The organism is Streptomyces sp. NPDC048349, from assembly GCF_040651925.1.
In the GTDB taxonomy this organism is placed as follows: domain Bacteria; phylum Actinomycetota; class Actinomycetes; order Streptomycetales; family Streptomycetaceae; genus Streptomyces.
The window spans coordinates 1-15,644 of record NZ_JBEZLA010000017.1; the positions used below are offsets into that span (position 1 = coordinate 1).

The following is a 15,644-nucleotide window of genomic DNA, read 5'->3' on the forward strand; positions in this document are numbered from 1 at the left end:
GTACGTCCAGTACGGGGGCATCCGGCCGGCACGCCGAGAGCACGCACCGGACACCGCTCCTTCACCACGGACCTCCGTCAGACACCCCCTAGAGCCGGCTCAGGCGGGACACCGCCTCCTGGAGGACATCGGTCCGCTTGCAGAAGGCCCAGCGGACCTGAGTGGCCCCGGCGGACTTGTCGTCGTAGAAGACCTGGTTCGGGATGGCGACCACGCCGCAGCGCTCGGGCAGGGCGCGGCAGAAGGCCGGCCCGTCCTCCTCGCCCAGCGGAGTGATGTCCGTGGTGATGAAGTAGGTGCCCTGCGGGCGGTAGACCTCGAAGCCGGCCGCCGCGAGGCCGTCGGCGAGCAGGTCGCGCTTGGCGGCCAGGTCCGCGCGGAAGCCCTCGTAGTAGGAGTCGGGCAGGGCGAGGGCCTCGGCGATCGCGTACTGGAAGGGGCCGGAGGAGACGTAGGTGAGGAACTGCTTCGCCGAGCGGACGGCCGCCACCAGCTCCGGCGGCGCCGTGACCCAGCCGACCTTCCAGCCCGTGAAGGAGAAGGTCTTCCCCGCGGAAGAAATGGTGACCGTGCGCTCGCGCATGCCCGGGAACCCCGCCAGGGGGGTGTGGGCGCCCTCGAAGACCAGGTGCTCGTAGACCTCGTCCGTGACGACCAGCAGGTCGCGCTCCACGGCGAGGGCGGCGACGGCGCTCAGCTCCTCGTGGGTCAGGACGGTGCCCGTGGGGTTGTGCGGGGTGTTCAGCAGGAGCAGGCGGGTGCGCGGGGTGACGGCCGCGCGCAGTTCGTCCAGGTCGAGGGCGAAGCTGCCGGCGTGCGGGCGCAGGGTGACGGGGACGCGGACGGCGCCGGCCATCGCGATGCAGGCCGCGTACGAGTCGTAATAGGGCTCCAGGGCGATGACCTCGTCGCCCGGTTCGAGGAGGGCCAGAAGGGCGGCGGCGATGGCCTCGGTGGCACCGGCCGTGACCAGGACCTCGGTGTCGGGATCGTAGGGCAGGCCGTAGAAGCGCTGCTGGTGCGCGGCGATCGCGGTGCGCAGCTCCGGGATGCCGGGGCCCGGCGGGTACTGGTTGCCGAGGCCCGTGAGGACCGCCCGGGAGGCCGCCTCGGCGATGTCGGCGGGGCCGTCCGTGTCGGGGAAGCCCTGGCCCAGGTTGATCGACCCGGTGCGGGCGGCCAGCGCCGACATCTCCGCGAAGATCGTGGTGCCGAAGGCCGCCAGACGGCGGTTGAGGAAGGGGCGGTCGCTGCTCACGGGTGCGCTCATGGGCGCCATCCTGGGGGGAACCTCTGGACTTGCTCAAGTGTGCTTTGGGCCGCGTGGCCTGGGGGCATCCCCCCTTCACACGGGACGCGGGGATCCCGTCCCCCGGGAAGACCGGGGCGTGAGAGAGGGGGCGGGCATCGTGTTCGTCTTCGTTGTGATCGGGCTGTTCGTCTTCGCCGTCGTCGTGACCGTGGCGGTCCGCTCGTTCCGCCAGGGGTACTCCGGATCCGGCTCGGGTTCGAGCAGCAGCTCCGGCTGGTGGGCGGGAAGCGGCGCCGGGTCGTCGTCCTCCTGCGGCTCGTCGTCCTCCTGCAGCTCGTCTTCCTCCTGCGGATCGTCGTCTTCCTGCGGCGGTGGCGGGGGGTGCGGTTCCAGCTGACACGGGGCAGCTGGCACCGCATGGACGAGGGCGCCCGGCGGGCTGGTTTCCGCCGGGCGCCCTCTCCTTCGCGCCCGCACCACGACGCGCGGGAAGCACGTGGTTGAACACGTGAACTGTGGAGCCCCCGGGGGGATGTAAACCCCGTCAAGTTGGGTAAAAGCGCTGTGAGTGCCGTGCCTTTCATGATTCCCTCGGTTGAGTAGACCAGTCCTCGGACCTCCCTGGACTTCCTGTGGACCCGTGCCGGTGTCCCCCCACCCGTTGACTACCGCTGGCGGGCCCCGGCCCATCTCCCTCGCGCGTTTGCGGAGCCGACTCATGCTCACGACCCTCCAGACCACCTACACCGACACGCGTGCCGCCGATCTCGCCTGGGCCCTGGGTCGGGACCGGCTGCCCGCCCTGGCCGTACTGAACCTCGAACTGTCGGGTGCGAAGGTGGAGTTGCGCCTGCTCGGGGCCTCTCATCAGGTGCTCCTGGAGGAAGGCGAGGTGCTCTGCTCGGAGACGGTCGCCTGTATGCCCGGCAGCAGTACGCCGCTGCCGCTCGGCGTGGCCAAGCGGGTGGGCGACTGGGAGTACGAGTTCGCGGCCCGGGTCGAGACGTTGTCCCGCGGGTCCTTCGCGGGGCGGGCGCAGGAGTTGCTCGCCCTGGTCGCCGACCACCCGAACGGACTAGCGGGCACCTTCCCCGGCAGCCCGCACGCGTTCACCGCGATGCTGGCGCAGCACTACGAGGGCCAGGTGCGCTGGCGGACCTGGCACGCGTACCCGCAGGAGGGCCAACTGGTCGCGACCAGGACCCGGGTCGGCGTCCGCGCGGGTACCGCGACGGTGGCGGCCCTCGAGTCGCACGCGGTGCGCTAGGGGCGCGGCGGGGCTCCAAGGGCAGGGGGGCTCCAGGAGTCCGGTGGTGCTCCGGGGCAGGGCGGTGCTCTGGGGCACGGTGGTGCTCTGGGGGCGCGTGGTGCTCGTCGGCCGCCGGGGCGCGGGGATTGTCGTTCGGTTACGCCAACTGGCCGGATCGGTACGCCACTTGCACCCATGTGGGTGACCGGATGCGAGTGGGCGGTGACGTACGGTTCGCTGCATGATCGACCGTTCCGTCCCGCGCCGGGTCCTCCCGGCTCCGGAGCCGCGGGGCGCGGCGACCGTCCCGGCCGCCCTGCCCGTACGGCCCCGGACCGGCCGACTCCTCGTGCTGGCCACCGTGTTCGTCTGCGCCGCCTGCGGGCTCGTGTACGAACTGGAGCTGCTCGCCCTGGGCTCCTACCTCATCGGCGATTCCGTCACCCAGGCGTCGGTCGTGCTGTCCGTCATGGTCTTCGCCATGGGCGTCGGCTCCCTGCTCGCCAAACGGCTGCGGCACCGGCCCGCCTTCGGCTTCGCCGCGATCGAGGCGGGGCTCGCGCTGCTCGGCGGGCTCTCCGCCCTGGCGCTGTACGCGAGCTTCGCCTGGCTGGGCGAATCCCAGCCGGCCCTCGTCGCCTTCTCCTTCGGCATCGGCGTCCTCATCGGCGCGGAGATCCCGCTGCTGATGGCGCTCATCCAGCGCATCCGCAGACAGGACGCGGGCGGGGCCGTCGCCGACCTGTTCGCCGCCGACTACGTGGGCGCACTGGTGGGCGGTCTCGCCTTCCCCTTCCTGCTGCTGCCGGTGCTCGGCCAGCTCACCGGCGCCATGCTCACCGGCACCGTGAACGCGGTCGTCGGCGGCGGGCTCGTGCTCTGGCTGTTCCGCCGTGACCTGAGCCGGCGCGCCCGCTGGACGCTGGTCGCCGCCAACGTGACCGTGCTGTCCGTGCTGGCCTGCGCGACCGTCCTCGCCGACGACTTCGAGCGGGTCGCCCGCCGCGCCGTCTACGGCGAGGAGGTGCGCGTCGCCGTCCGGACCGGGGTGCAGGAACTGGTGCTCACCGGCCCCCCGACCGGCTCCCCGCGCTCCCTGGACCTGTACCTCGACGGGCGGCTGCGGGTCAGCGGCTACGACGAGTACCGCTACCACGAGGCCCTCGTCCACCCCGCGATGACCGGCCCGCACACCCGGGTCCTGGTCCTCGGCGGCGGTGACGGGCTCGCCGCCCGCGAGGTGCTGCGCTACCGGGACGTCGCCTCCGTCACCGTCGTCGAACTGGACCCCGGCGTGGTCCGGCTCGCCCGCACCGACCCGATGCTCTCCGCGCTCAACGCCGGCGTGTACGGGGACCCGCGCCTGGGGGTCGTCACGCAGGACGCGTTCCGCTGGCTGCGCGGGCCGGCCGCCCGGAACCGCTTCGACGTGATCGTCTCGGACCTGCCGGACCCGGGCATCACCCCCAGCACGAAGCTGTACTCGCAGGAGTTCTACGGGCTGGCCGCGCGGGCCCTGCGGCCCGGGGGCCGGATCGCCGTACACGCCGGACCGCTGGCCACGCGCCCGCGCACGTACTGGACGGTCGAGGCCACCCTGCGCGCGGCCGGCCTGCGGACCTCCCCCTACAGCGCGGGCGGCCGCCTGTCGGGCTTCGCCGCCGGACCCGACCGCACCCCCCTCGGCGGCAGCGGCGCGCCCCCGCAGGACTGGGGCTTCGTCCTGGCCTCGCGGGAGCAGGCGCCCCCGCTGCGGGTGGACCGCGACACGCCGGGGCTGCAATCGCTGTCGACCGGCTCGCTCCAGGACGCCGCGCGTGACGCCGAGCGCACCCGGATGCCGGGACTTCCGCCGTCGACCCTTCCGCACCCGCGGTATTCGTGACCCGGTGGGCTCTCGTCGGTAGGCTCGACCGCATGGAGCATCAGGTGTTCGTTCCGGTACCGGCAGACACTCTCCGCGCCGTGCTGCGCGACCCCGTCCGGGTGGCCCGGTGCGTGCCGGGGCTCCAGCAGGACGCCGACACCGACTCCGGACCGCTCGCCGGCCGGCTGAAGGTCAGGGTCGGCGGGAACACCGTGACCTACCGGGGCGCCCTCTCGGTCTCCGAACGGGACCCCGATCACTTCGCCGTCGACGGCGAGGGCACGGAGGTGCGGGGCAGCGGGACCGTCAAGCTCGCCCTCGCGCTGCGGCTCACCCCGGAGGGGGACCAGAGGACGCGGCTCGACTTCACCGCCGGGGCCACCGCCGACGGGCGCGCCGCCGCATTCACCGCCGCGGCCACCGCCACCGCCGTACAGCGGCTGCTCGACCAGAGCGCCGAGCGGCTCGCCGAGGAGGCCCGGGGCGGGAGCGGGGCGGGGGGAGCCGCCCCCGGCCAGGACGCCGGGGCCGCCGTGACCCCCGGTGAGGGAGAAGCGGCCGGAGCCGCCCCCGGTGAGGGCGCCGCGTACGGGGCCGCCGGGCCCGACATGAGCGATCCGGTGGCCGACGCGGAGGAGGCCGAAGGCGACGGCGCCGCCGGGCCGACGGGTTCCGCCGGGGACGACATCACCGAGGTCACCGCCTCCCTGTTCGACACCGAGGTACCGCCGCCCTCCCTGGACCCGTTCCTTGCCGGGGGATTCGACGACCTCGACGACCTCGGCGATCTGCCCCGGCCCCCGGCCGAGGCCGCCCACGCCCGTCGCACCATGATCGGCCGCAGCGCCGAGGAGGTGGACCACGCGCCCCCGCGCGGCCGGTACGCTCCCGTCCCCGCACCCGCCGCCACCACGGCCGGCGACAACCTGCGCTGGCTCGCCCCCGCCGCGGCCCTCGCCCTGGCCTCGGCCGTCGTCATCGGCCGGGCCCTGCGCCGCCGTCGCTGACCCCTATTACGCTCGACCGCATGAGTACGCAACTGAGCGCCGGCGGCGCCGAACTGACCATCGACCAGGAGAACGGCTGCCGGATCAGCAGCCTGCGCGTCGACGGGATCGAGCTGCTGCGCCAGGGTCCGCACTTCGGGGCCTTCCCGATGGTCCCCTGGTGCGGACGCACCGCGAACGGGCGGTTCCGCGACGGCGGGGTCCTCCACCAGCTCCCGGTCAACCACCCCCCGCACGCCATCCACGGCTTCGGCCGCGACACCGCCTGGCGCCGGGGCCGGCTCACCGACACCGAGGCGGCGTTCGTCTTCGACCTCGCCGACCCGTGGCCGTGGCCTGGCCGGGTGACCCAGAGCTTCGAGCTGACCCCCGACGGGCTGACGCTCGCCCTGGGCGTCGAGACGTACGGCGACTCCTTCCCCGCCCAGGCGGGCTGGCACCCCTGGTTCCGCCGCAACCTCGGCACCGGCGAGGACGTACGGCTCGACTTCGAGCCCGCGTGGCAGGAGGAGCGCGGTGACGACCACCTGCCCACCGGCCACCGCACCGACCCGAAGCCCGGCCCCTGGGACGACTGCTTCGGCATGCCGCACGGCGTGGACGTCACCCTCACGTGGCCCGGCGCGCTGGAGCTCAAGGTCACGAGCCGTGAGGAGTGGGTGGTCGTCTACGACGAGGAGGCCGAGGCCGTCTGCGTCGAACCGCAGTCCGGCCCGCCGAACGGGCTGAACACCCTCCCGCGCCTGGTCACCCCCGTCGACCCGCTGGAGGTCTCCACCACGTGGACGTGGCGGCGTCCGGTCTAGGCCGCAATTAAGCTCAGAGCCATGAGTGACGTACGCGATGCGCTTCTGCAGCAGATCAAGGACAAGGCCGTCGTGCACGGCAAGGTGATCCTCTCCTCCGGCCGGGAGGCCGACTACTACATCGACCTCCGCCGGATCACCCTCGACGGCGAGGCGGCCCCGCTGGTCGGGCAGGTCATGCTCGACCTCACCGCCGACCTCGACTTCGACTGCGTCGGCGGTCTGACCCTGGGCGCCGACCCGGTCGCGACCTCGATGCTGCACGCCTCCGCCGCGCGCGGCCGGCGGCTGGACGCCTTCGTCGTCCGCAAGGCGCAGAAGGCCCACGGCATGCAGCGCCGCATCGAGGGCACCGACGTCAAGGGCAAGCGCTGCCTGGTCGTCGAGGACACCTCCACCACCGGCGGCTCCCCGCTGACCGCAGTCGAGGCGGTCCGCGAGGCCGGCGGCGAGGTCGTGGCCGTCGCCACCATCGTCGACCGCGGTGCGGCCGGTGCCATCGCCGAGGCGGGCCTCCCGTACCTCACCGGCTACCGCCTCGAGGACCTCGGCCTCTCCTAGGGAGGTCCCCGGCCGGGCCACAGCTCTGGCCACGGGCCGGCGGTCCCCGCCGCGGCGCCCCGGGGACCGAAGGTCCCCGTACGTCCCGGATCAAGTTCTGACCTGCTGCTTTTCGGCCCGCCGGGATGTTTCACGTGAAACGTCCCGGCGGGTTCCGGCCGTACTGGCCGACGGCGGGGGTGGAGTGTCGGGCGGAGTCTGGAAAGATGGGTGCGACGATGACGTCGCCCCCAGGTCAGGGCCCGCAATAAGCACACTCCCCGCACATCCAAGGAGCGGACAGATGCCCATCGCAACCCCCGAGGTCTACAACGAGATGCTCGACCGGGCGAAGGCAGGCAAGTTCGCCTACCCGGCCATCAACGTGACCTCGTCCCAGACCCTGCACGCTGCGCTGCGCGGCTTCGCGGAGGCCGAGAGCGACGGCATCATCCAGATCTCCACCGGTGGTGCGGAGTTCCTGGGTGGCCAGTACAAGAAGGACATGGTCACCGGCGCCGTCGCCCTGGCCGAGTTCGCGCACATCGTCGCCGCCAAGTACGACATCACGGTCGCGCTGCACACGGACCACTGCCCCAAGGACAAGCTGGACGGCTACGTACGTCCGCTGCTCGACATCTCCGCCGAGCGCGTCGCCAAGGGTCTGAACCCGCTCTTCCAGTCGCACATGTGGGACGGCTCCGCCGAGACCCTGGCCGACAACCTGGCCATCGGCCAGGAGCTGCTCGCCAAGGCCGCCGCCGCGAAGATCATCCTCGAGGTCGAGATCACCCCGACCGGCGGCGAGGAGGACGGCGTCAGCCACGAGATCAACGACGAGCTCTACACCACCGTCGAGGACGCGATCCGCACCGCCGAGGCCCTGGGCCTGGGCGAGAAGGGCCGTTACCTGCTGGCCGCCTCCTTCGGCAACGTGCACGGCGTCTACAAGCCGGGCAACGTCGTCCTGCGTCCCGAGCTCCTCAAGGACCTCCAGGCCGGTGTCGGCGAGAAGTTCGGCAAGGCCTCGCCGTTCGACTTCGTCTTCCACGGCGGCTCGGGCTCCACGGCCGAGGAGATCGCCACCGCGCTGGAGAACGGCGTCGTGAAGATGAACCTCGACACCGACACCCAGTACGCCTTCACCCGCCCCGTCGTGGACCACATGTTCACCCACTACGCGGGCGTGCTGAAGGTCGACGGCGAGGTCGGCACGAAGTCCAAGTACGACCCCCGCACCTGGGGCAAGGCCGCCGAGGCCGGCATGGCCGCGCGCGTCACCGAGGCCTGCGCCAACCTGCGCTCCACGGGCACCAAGCTGAAGTAGGCGCCCGCGCGCGTACGTTCACGCCGGTCCCACCGAAGGGCCCGGCCCGCCGTCCCACGACGGCGGGCCGGGCCCTTCGGCCGTCGCGGCGCGTACGTTCACGACGGGCCCTTCGGCCGTCGCCCTCCGCCAGTCGCGCCCCGCGATACCCCAGACTGGGGGCATGTCCATTCACCAGAACCTGCTCGGGGGCCCCGCCCCCACCCACCTCCCCGACGAGCCCGGCCGCGAGGCCCTGGCGTCCGGCACTCCCGCGGCCGAGGTGGCGGCCGCGCACCCCACCTCCTCCCTCGCCTGGGCGACCCTCGCCGACGAGGCCTTCGCCGCCGGCCGCACCGTCGAGTCGTACGCGTACGCCCGCACGGGCTACCATCGCGGCCTCGACGCGCTGCGCCGCGCCGGCTGGAAGGGCCACGGGCCCGTGCCGTGGGAGCACGAGCCCAACCGCGGGTTCCTGCGCGCCCTGCACGCCCTGGCCCGCGCCGCCGAGGCGATCGGCGAGAAGGAGGAGTACGAGCGCTGCTCGACCTTCCTGCGCGACTCCTCGCAGACGGCGGCGGACGCGCTGCAGGCCTGAGGCCCGCAGGGCGGGGATGTGACGTACGCCACTCCCCGCTGGAGCCCCGGCCCGACCGCGTCCTATGATGCGGGCAGGGGACCGGGGCTCCACTTGCCTCACGGAAGGAGCGGACCGCTACCCGGAAGCACGTGTCGAGGAGACAGCGATGTCGAACACCCTTGATGCCTCCGGAGCCGGTTCGGACACCCCGAACCTCGACTTCGACGGCACCACCCCGTACGAGGACTACGTCCAGGCGGACGTCCTCACCCACCTCCAGCACCTCCGCTCGGACGACCCCGGCGAGATGGTCTTCCTGGTCACCACCCAGGTCATGGAGCTGTGGTTCACGGTCATAGTCCACGAGTGGGAAACCGCCGCGAAGGCCCTGCGCGAGGACCGCATCCCGGTCGCGATGGATGCGCTGAAACGATCCCTCCGCGAACTCGAGGCCCTCAACGCCTCCTGGCGCCCGCTCGCCCAGCTCACCCCGGGCCAGTTCAACGCCTACCGCTCCGCGCTCGGCGAGGGCTCCGGATTCCAGTCGGCGATGTACCGCCGGATGGAGTTCCTGCTCGGCGAGAAGTCCTCCTCCATGCTGGTCCCGCACCGCGGCGCCCCGCGCGTCCACGCGGAGCTGGAGAAGGCCCTGCACGAGCCCAGCCTCTACGACGAGGTCCTGCGCCTGCTGGCCCGCCGCGGCTTCCCGGTCCCGGCCGAGGTCCTCAGCCGCGACCTCTCGCAGCGCTACGAGCCGTCGGCCGACGTCGAGGCCGTTTGGACCGGCCTGTACGCCGCCCCGGACGAGCACCTGGACCTGCACCGCCTGGGCGAGGTCCTCACGGACGTCGCCGAACTGGTCTGGCGCTGGCGCAACGACCACCTGGTGGCCACCCGCCGCGCGATGGGCGCGAAGACCGGCACGGGCGGCTCGGCAGGCGTGACGTGGCTCGAGAAGCGCGCCGCGAAGAACGTCTTCCCGGAGCTCTGGACGGCCCGCAGCCATGTCTGACGCGACCGCGATACCGGACCTGACGGCCCGGGCGGAGGCCCTCGACGCGGCCGACGAGCTGGCCAAGCTCAAGGACCGCTTCACCCTCCCCGAGGGTGTCGTCTACCTGGACGGCAACAGCCTCGGCGCCCTGCCGGCCGGCGTCGCCGAGACCACCGCCGACGTCGTCTCGCGACAGTGGGGCGAGCTCCTCATCCGCTCGTGGGACGAGAGCGACTGGTGGACCGCCCCCGAGCGGATCGGCGACAAGCTCGCCCCCCTCATCGGCGCGGCCCCCGGCCAGGTGGTCGTCGGCGACTCGACCAGCGTCAACCTGTTCAAGGCCCTGGTCGGCGCGGCCCGCCTCGCCTCGCCGGGCCGTACGCAGCTGCTGGTCGACGCCGCCACCTTCCCCACCGACGGCTACATCGCGGCGTCGGCGGCCCGGATGACCGGCCTCGAGGTGGTCCCGGTGGACCCGTCCGGCGCCGCGCAGGCGATCGGCGGCGACACCGCCGTGGTCCTGCTCAACCACGTCGACTACAAGTCCGGCCGCCTCCACGACCTCCCGGCCCTGACGGCGGCCGCCCGCGCCGCCGGCGCGGTCACGGTCTGGGACCTGTGCCATTCCGCGGGCGCCCTGCCCGTCGGGCTCGACGCGCACGGCGTCGACCTCGCGGTGGGCTGCACGTACAAGTACCTCAACGGCGGCCCCGGCGCCCCCGCCTACCTGTACATCGCCGACCGCCACCAGGCCGCCTTCGACTCCCCCCTGCCGGGGTGGAACGGCCACGCCGACCCCTTCGCCATGACGCCGGAGTTCGCCCCGGCCGACGGCGCGCGGCGCGGCCGCGTGGGCACGCCGGACATCCTGTCCATGCTGGCCCTGGAGGCGGCGCTCGAGGTCTGGGAGGGCGTGGGTATCGAAGCCGTGCGCGCCAAGTCCCTCGCCCTGACCGACTTCTTCCTCGCATGCGTGGCGCAGTACGTCCCGCGCGGCCGGGTCGAATCGGTCACCCCGGCCGAGCACGCCCACCGGGGCAGCCAGGTCTCGCTGCGCACCGAGAACGCCCGCGAGGTCATGCGGGAGCTCATCGCGCGCGGCGTCATCGGGGACTTCCGGGCCCCCGACGTCCTGCGCTTCGGCTTCACCCCGCTCTACGTCGGATTCGCCGACGCGGAGCGCGCGGCGCGCACACTGGGTCACATTTTCGGGTGACCCCGTAGCGAAACGTCACATCACCGGGCGGGCGGGGCTACGGCTCCGCCCGCTCCGGCACATCCCGGGCCCCGCACGGAACGGCTCGTTCCAGACTGATACGGTCCCGCTCTGCCGGACCACCGGAACATCTGTCCCCGCTGTCCCACGCGTTACCGAGAGGTTGAGCCGATGACGGACCCCGCCGCAGTGGAACGGGACGCCGCCGAGGCTGCCTCGGCCTTCTCCCATCCGGCGGTCGCGCCGGACGCGACCGCCGCGTACGGGGAACACCCCGACCAGGTCATCGACTTCTATGCCCCGCGCGGTGCGGCCGAAGGCCCGGTTCCGCTGGTCGCCGTGCTGCACGGCGGCGCCTGGCGGGCCCCGTACGACCGGCAGCACGTCACACCCTTCGCGGACTTCCTGGCCCGGCAGGGTTTCGTGGTCGCCAACATCGAGTACCGGCGCGGCCGTTCACTGCCGGCCCAGGGCTCGCAGGGTCCCGTCGCCGGGCGGTGGCCGGAGACCTTCGACGACGTGGCGGCCGCGCTGGACGCCCTCCCCGGACTGGCCGCGGCCGCGCTGCCGCAGGCCGACATCCGCCGGGTGGTCCTGACCGGCCACTCGGCCGGCGGCCACCTCGCGCTGTGGGGGGCGGCCCGGCACGTGCTCCCGCACGGCTCCCCGTGGAGGCTGCCCTCGCCGCCGGTGCTGCGCGGCGTGGTGGCGCTGGCCCCGATCGCGGACTTCGCGGTGGCGGAGGAGCTCGGTGTGTGCGGGGGCGCGAGCGCGCAGCTCCTGGGCGGGCCGGAGCAGTTCGCGGCCCGGCTGCCCTTCGCGGACCCGGCGGCCCTGCTCCCCACGGGCATCGCCACGGCCGTGGTCCAGGGCCGCGAGGACATCGTGGTGCCGCCCGCGGTCGCGGAGTCGTACGTGGCCGCCGCGGCGAAGGCGGGGGAGATGGTGGGCCTGACGCTGCTGGACGGGGTCGGTCATTTCCCGCTCATCGACCCGGCGGCGGACGCGTGCGCGGTGGTGGCGGAGGAGATCTCGCAGCTGGCCTGGTAGGGCCCGGCGGCATGCGGTGCAGGCGCAGTCCGTGCAACTTGCCCACGGGATTGCAGGATCCAACGGGCGGGGCAACGGCCTAGAACCGGACAGGTCGGGGCAGATCAGGGCCGGGTCTGCGCCACCCGCCCGCATACCCGGCTGACCCCCCGCCGTAAGGTATGTAGGCTGCACCCGATACATCCTGAGCACGTTCAAAAATGGGGGGATCGGTGCGCAGTCGCCGTCTCGTAGTATCCGCCGCACTTATAGCCGCCGGTGCGGGCCTCATCCCGGGAATGGCCCACGCGGCCGACCCGGGCAAGCCGGCCACCAACCGTGTGGCCGCCTCCGCCGCCGACCTGGACAAGGCCGCGGCGTCGAGCTTCAAGAAGTTCTCCAGCCCCGCCGACCGTACGGTCCGCAAGAGCCTGCCGGCCGGCGAGAACAAGGCCGCCACCGTCCAGTCGGCGGATGGCGCCGTCGCGGGCAACCCGAACCTGGCGATGGTCCTGAACGCCAGCGGTGACACCGCGCACGGTCTCAAGCTGGACACCGAGATCATCAGCGAGACCGCCTCGCTCAGCATCACCATCGAGTGGGGCGACGGCAAGAAGGACACCACCACCGCCGGCGGTTCCACCACGCTGAGCAACAGCCACACCTACGCCGAACTGGGCGAGTACACCGTCAAGGTCACCGTGACGGACACCGCGAACCAGGTCGAGGTCGTCAACACGCTCCCGATCCAGACCGCGGGCTCGGACTTCACCCCGTACGGCCCGACCCGTCTGCTGGACACCCGCAGCGGCATCGGCGCCGCCAAGGCCAAGGTCCCCGCGCGCGGCACGGCCCACCTGAAGGTCGGCGGCAACGGCGGCATTCCGGCCGGCGTCACCGCGGTCGTCCTGAACGTGACCGCCACCAACACCACCCAGGCCGGTCACGTCACCGTGTTCGGCTCGGGCCACGAGCAGCCGATCACCTCGAACGTCAACTTCGAGGCCGGTCAGACCGTTCCGAACCTGGTCATCGTGCCCGTCGGCAAGGACGGCTACGTGGACCTGTTCAACGGCGGCTGGGAGTCGATCGACCTGCTCGCCGACGTGACCGGCTACTTCACCCGGTCCGCGGCCAGCGGCTACTCCTCGATGACGCCGACCCGCTTCGTCGACTCCCGCGAGGGCCTGGGCACCGTCAAGGGCCAGGTTCCCGGCCAGGGCGTCTTCAGCACCCAGATCAGCGGCCTGCGCGGGGTGCCCCAGGGCATCAGCGCCGTGGCGCTGAACGTGACCGTCACCAACCCGAAGGAAGCCGGTCACGTCACCGTCTTCCCGAGCGGTCAGACGGCGCCGTCCACCTCCAGCGTGAACTTCACCGCCGGTCAGACCATCGCCAACTCGGTGATCGTGCCCGTCGGCGCTGACGGGAAGATCAGCCTCCGCAACGGTGCCTGGGCCGGGGCCGACGTGATCGTCGACGTCGTCGGCTATTACAGCCAGGCCAGCAACGGCGCCTACATGCCGCTGTCGCCGGGCCGTCTGCTCGACAGCCGTGACCCCGACAGCCCGATCTACGGCGAGCTGCCCGGGCGCATGTACTTCGCCCTGGAGATGCCCGGCTACGAGCCCGGCATCGCCGGCTACGTGCTGAACACCACGGTCACCAACACCCAGGGCCCCGGCTTCCTGTCGGTCGCCCCGGACCCGAACCGGATCGAGGACTACTGGGACGAGACGGCGATCGAGCCGGCGCGCCCCAATGCCTCCACCCTGAACTGGACGGCGGGCAAGAGCGTCCCGAACCTGGTCCAGGCGGGCCCCGGCCAGTACGGCGTCGTCGACTTCTGGAACCAGGGCTGGGAGCCCACGGACCTGATCGTCGACATGTTCGGCTACTACGAGACCAAGTAGCGGATTCGACCACCGCCCCGGGCCCGGCCGTTCTGGCCGGACCCGGGGCGGTGTTGCACGTGCACGTCGGGCCCCCGGGCCCGTGTACGACACCGAGCAGGTCGCGAGTTTTTGAACCTCTTCACGTTCCGACAGAAAAATGGGGGGCCGGTGCGCAATCGCCGACTCATAGTTTCCGCCGCTCTCGTCGCGGCAGGTATCGGTCTGGTCCCGGGCGCCGCCCAGGCAGCAGGCCCGGTGGCACCGGCCGGACACGGCGCCGCCGCCTCCGCAGGGGCTCCGGGCAAGGCCGGTGTGCAGGGGACGGCGGCCGCCTTCCACAGCCCTGCCGACCGTACGAAGGTCACGGCGCAGGCCGAGGCCGCGGGCAACCCTGACCTCGCGATCGAACTGGAGGCCTACGAGAACTCCGCGCACGAGATCCTCCTCGTCAGCGACGTCAAGAGCGCCGCCGCCGCGCTCGAGATCACCCTCGACTGGGGCGACGGGACCACGCAGAAGTACGCCGCGTCCGGTGCCGACGTGCAGAACACGACCCACATGTACGCCGAGGTCGGCACGTACGCGGTCAAGGTCACGGTGAAGGACACGACGAACAACGTCACGGCGGTGAACGACCTCACGTTCGTCACGGCCGGCAGCGAGTTCACCCCGCACGCGCCGACCCGGGTGCTGGACACCCGCGCGGGCGTCGGCGCGGCGAAGGCCAAGGTCGGTGGGCAGGGCATGGTGGCCCTGAAGGTCGGCGGGGTTGCCAAGATCCCTGCCGACGTCGCGGCCGTGGTCCTCAACGTCACCGTCACCAACGCCACGGACGCGGGACACATCGCGGTCCAGCCCGGCAAGGACTTCATCCGGCCCACTACGTCGAACCTCAACTACGTCGCGGGCCAGACGGTCCCGAACCTGGTGATCGTGCCGGTCGTCGACGGCTACGTGCACCTGGTCAACGGCGGTTGGGCGTCGGTCGATCTGCTCGCGGACGTCACCGGTTACTTCACCCACTCGGCGGCCGACGGCTACGCCCCGCTGACCCCGGTCCGCGCCGTCGACACCCGCGCCGGCCTGGGCACGGCCAAGGGCCAGGTCGCCGGATACGGCACGTTCGACGTCGAGATCGCCGAGCGCAACGGTGTCCCGAAGGGCGCCACCGCAGTGGCGCTCAACCTGACGGTCACCAACCCGCAGGAGGCCGGTCACCTGACCGCCTACCCCAGCGGGCAGGCGGCTCCGTCCACGTCCAGTGTGAACTTCACCGCCGGTCAGACGGTCGCCAACTCGGTGATCGTGCCGGTGGGTCCTGATGGGAAGATCAGCGTCCGCAACGGCAGCTGGAAGCCGGCTGACGTGGTGATGGACGTCGTCGGCTACTACACCCCCGCCAGCAATGCCGCCTTCCGGCCGATGTCCGAGCCTTTCCGGCTCATCGACACCCGCGAGGACGCCTGGTACCGGACCGCCGGGCCGGTGCCGGCGCGCGAGTACCTCATGCTGCCGCTCATGGGCGATTCGGCCGGCCCCGTCACGGGCTGGGTGCTGAACACCACGGTCACCAACACGCGCGGGGCGGGCCACCTGTCGGTCGCTCCCGACCCGAACACGTGGACCGACTACCAGAAGGGCCTCCAGACCAGGCCGGAGCGGCCGGGCGCCTCGGCCCTGAACTGGACGGCGGGTGCGACTGTCCCGAACCTGGTGCAGTCGCCCGGGGGCAAGGGCGACGTCATCGACTTCTGGAACCAGGGCTGGGAGCCGGTCGACATGATCATCGACTGCTTCGGCTACTACGACACCAAGTAGCCCGGGGCCGGGAGGAACCGGTCCCCCGGCGGGTCCAGGGGCGGTGTGCCGTACGGTGCACCGACCCGGTACGACGAAGGGGCGG

At 72.4% G+C, this 15,644-nt stretch carries 14 protein-coding genes; 13 read left to right on the top strand and 1 reads right to left on the bottom strand.

Going from position 1 to position 15,644, the window contains the following annotated elements; all coding sequences use genetic code 11:
- Positions 1–88: 88 nt before the first annotated feature.
- Entirely contained in the window at positions 89–1,270 is a 1,182-nt protein-coding gene (locus tag AB0D44_RS12170) for a pyridoxal phosphate-dependent aminotransferase (RefSeq protein WP_362588373.1), read from the bottom strand.
- Between the two features lie 258 nt (positions 1,271–1,528).
- On the opposite strand from AB0D44_RS12170, the gene AB0D44_RS12175 reads away from it, so the two are divergent.
- The 13 genes from AB0D44_RS12175 (at position 1,529) to AB0D44_RS12235 (ending at position 15,559) form a co-directional block, all read left to right on the top strand.
- A complete protein-coding gene (locus AB0D44_RS12175) occupies positions 1,529–1,756 on the top strand; it encodes a hypothetical protein (RefSeq protein WP_362588376.1) in 228 nt (75 codons plus the stop codon).
- 214 nt (positions 1,757–1,970) lie between these two features.
- A complete protein-coding gene (locus AB0D44_RS12180) occupies positions 1,971–2,519 on the top strand; it encodes a DUF2617 family protein (RefSeq protein ID WP_362588379.1) in 549 nt (182 codons plus the stop codon).
- Positions 2,520–2,742: 223 nt separating this feature from the next.
- Complete coding sequence (locus tag AB0D44_RS12185) at positions 2,743–4,386, top strand: polyamine aminopropyltransferase (protein WP_362588382.1); 1,644 nt, start codon at positions 2,743–2,745, stop codon at positions 4,384–4,386.
- Positions 4,387–4,418: 32 nt separating this feature from the next.
- The gene (locus AB0D44_RS12190; protein ID WP_362588385.1) at positions 4,419–5,375 is read left to right on the top strand and encodes an SRPBCC domain-containing protein; all 957 of its coding nucleotides are present in this window, start codon (positions 4,419–4,421) and stop codon (positions 5,373–5,375) included.
- Positions 5,376–5,395: 20 nt separating this feature from the next.
- A complete protein-coding gene (locus AB0D44_RS12195; protein ID WP_362588388.1) occupies positions 5,396–6,181 on the top strand; it encodes an aldose 1-epimerase in 786 nt (261 codons plus the stop codon).
- A 21-nt stretch (positions 6,182–6,202) separates the two neighbouring features.
- Positions 6,203–6,742, top strand: a complete 540-nt coding sequence (gene pyrE, locus AB0D44_RS12200) for an orotate phosphoribosyltransferase (RefSeq protein WP_362588390.1) — start codon at positions 6,203–6,205, stop codon at positions 6,740–6,742.
- Positions 6,743–7,025: 283 nt separating this feature from the next.
- A complete protein-coding gene (fbaA, locus tag AB0D44_RS12205) occupies positions 7,026–8,048 on the top strand; it encodes a class II fructose-bisphosphate aldolase (RefSeq protein WP_362588392.1) in 1,023 nt (340 codons plus the stop codon).
- A 163-nt stretch (positions 8,049–8,211) separates the two neighbouring features.
- Entirely contained in the window at positions 8,212–8,625 is a 414-nt protein-coding gene (locus AB0D44_RS12210) for a DUF3151 domain-containing protein (protein WP_362588394.1), read from the top strand.
- A 148-nt stretch (positions 8,626–8,773) separates the two neighbouring features.
- Positions 8,774–9,619, top strand: a complete 846-nt coding sequence (locus AB0D44_RS12215; protein ID WP_362588397.1) for a tryptophan 2,3-dioxygenase family protein — start codon at positions 8,774–8,776, stop codon at positions 9,617–9,619.
- On the top strand, positions 9,612–10,817 hold the full coding sequence (gene kynU / locus AB0D44_RS12220; protein WP_362588400.1) for a kynureninase: 1,206 nt from the start codon (positions 9,612–9,614) through the stop codon (positions 10,815–10,817). Before AB0D44_RS12215 ends, kynU begins: the two co-directional genes overlap by 8 nt.
- A 171-nt stretch (positions 10,818–10,988) precedes the next feature.
- On the top strand, positions 10,989–11,867 hold the full coding sequence (locus AB0D44_RS12225) for an alpha/beta hydrolase (protein ID WP_362588403.1): 879 nt from the start codon (positions 10,989–10,991) through the stop codon (positions 11,865–11,867).
- A 278-nt stretch (positions 11,868–12,145) separates the two neighbouring features.
- On the top strand, positions 12,146–13,759 hold the full coding sequence (locus AB0D44_RS12230; protein WP_362588405.1) for a hypothetical protein: 1,614 nt from the start codon (positions 12,146–12,148) through the stop codon (positions 13,757–13,759).
- Between the two features lie 150 nt (positions 13,760–13,909).
- A complete protein-coding gene (locus tag AB0D44_RS12235; protein WP_362588408.1) occupies positions 13,910–15,559 on the top strand; it encodes a PKD domain-containing protein in 1,650 nt (549 codons plus the stop codon).
- Positions 15,560–15,644 lie beyond the last annotated feature (85 nt).

What these genes read in the sequence shown, in the direction of transcription:
- AB0D44_RS12170 (WP_362588373.1), bottom strand. Translation starts at nt 1,270, where the DNA reads ATGAGCGCACCCGTGAGCAGCGACCGCCCCTTCCTCAACCGCCGTCTG.
- AB0D44_RS12180 (WP_362588379.1), top strand. Translation starts at nt 1,971, where the DNA reads ATGCTCACGACCCTCCAGACCACCTACACCGACACGCGTGCCGCCGAT.
- AB0D44_RS12185 (WP_362588382.1), top strand. Translation starts at nt 2,743, where the DNA reads ATGATCGACCGTTCCGTCCCGCGCCGGGTCCTCCCGGCTCCGGAGCCG.
- AB0D44_RS12190 (WP_362588385.1), top strand. Translation starts at nt 4,419, where the DNA reads ATGGAGCATCAGGTGTTCGTTCCGGTACCGGCAGACACTCTCCGCGCC.
- AB0D44_RS12195 (WP_362588388.1), top strand. Translation starts at nt 5,396, where the DNA reads ATGAGTACGCAACTGAGCGCCGGCGGCGCCGAACTGACCATCGACCAG.
- pyrE (WP_362588390.1), top strand. Translation starts at nt 6,203, where the DNA reads ATGAGTGACGTACGCGATGCGCTTCTGCAGCAGATCAAGGACAAGGCC.
- fbaA (WP_362588392.1), top strand. Translation starts at nt 7,026, where the DNA reads ATGCCCATCGCAACCCCCGAGGTCTACAACGAGATGCTCGACCGGGCG.
- AB0D44_RS12210 (WP_362588394.1), top strand. Translation starts at nt 8,212, where the DNA reads ATGTCCATTCACCAGAACCTGCTCGGGGGCCCCGCCCCCACCCACCTC.
- AB0D44_RS12215 (WP_362588397.1), top strand. Translation starts at nt 8,774, where the DNA reads ATGTCGAACACCCTTGATGCCTCCGGAGCCGGTTCGGACACCCCGAAC.
- kynU (WP_362588400.1), top strand. Translation starts at nt 9,612, where the DNA reads ATGTCTGACGCGACCGCGATACCGGACCTGACGGCCCGGGCGGAGGCC.
- AB0D44_RS12225 (WP_362588403.1), top strand. Translation starts at nt 10,989, where the DNA reads ATGACGGACCCCGCCGCAGTGGAACGGGACGCCGCCGAGGCTGCCTCG.
- AB0D44_RS12230 (WP_362588405.1), top strand. Translation starts at nt 12,146, where the DNA reads ATGGCCCACGCGGCCGACCCGGGCAAGCCGGCCACCAACCGTGTGGCC.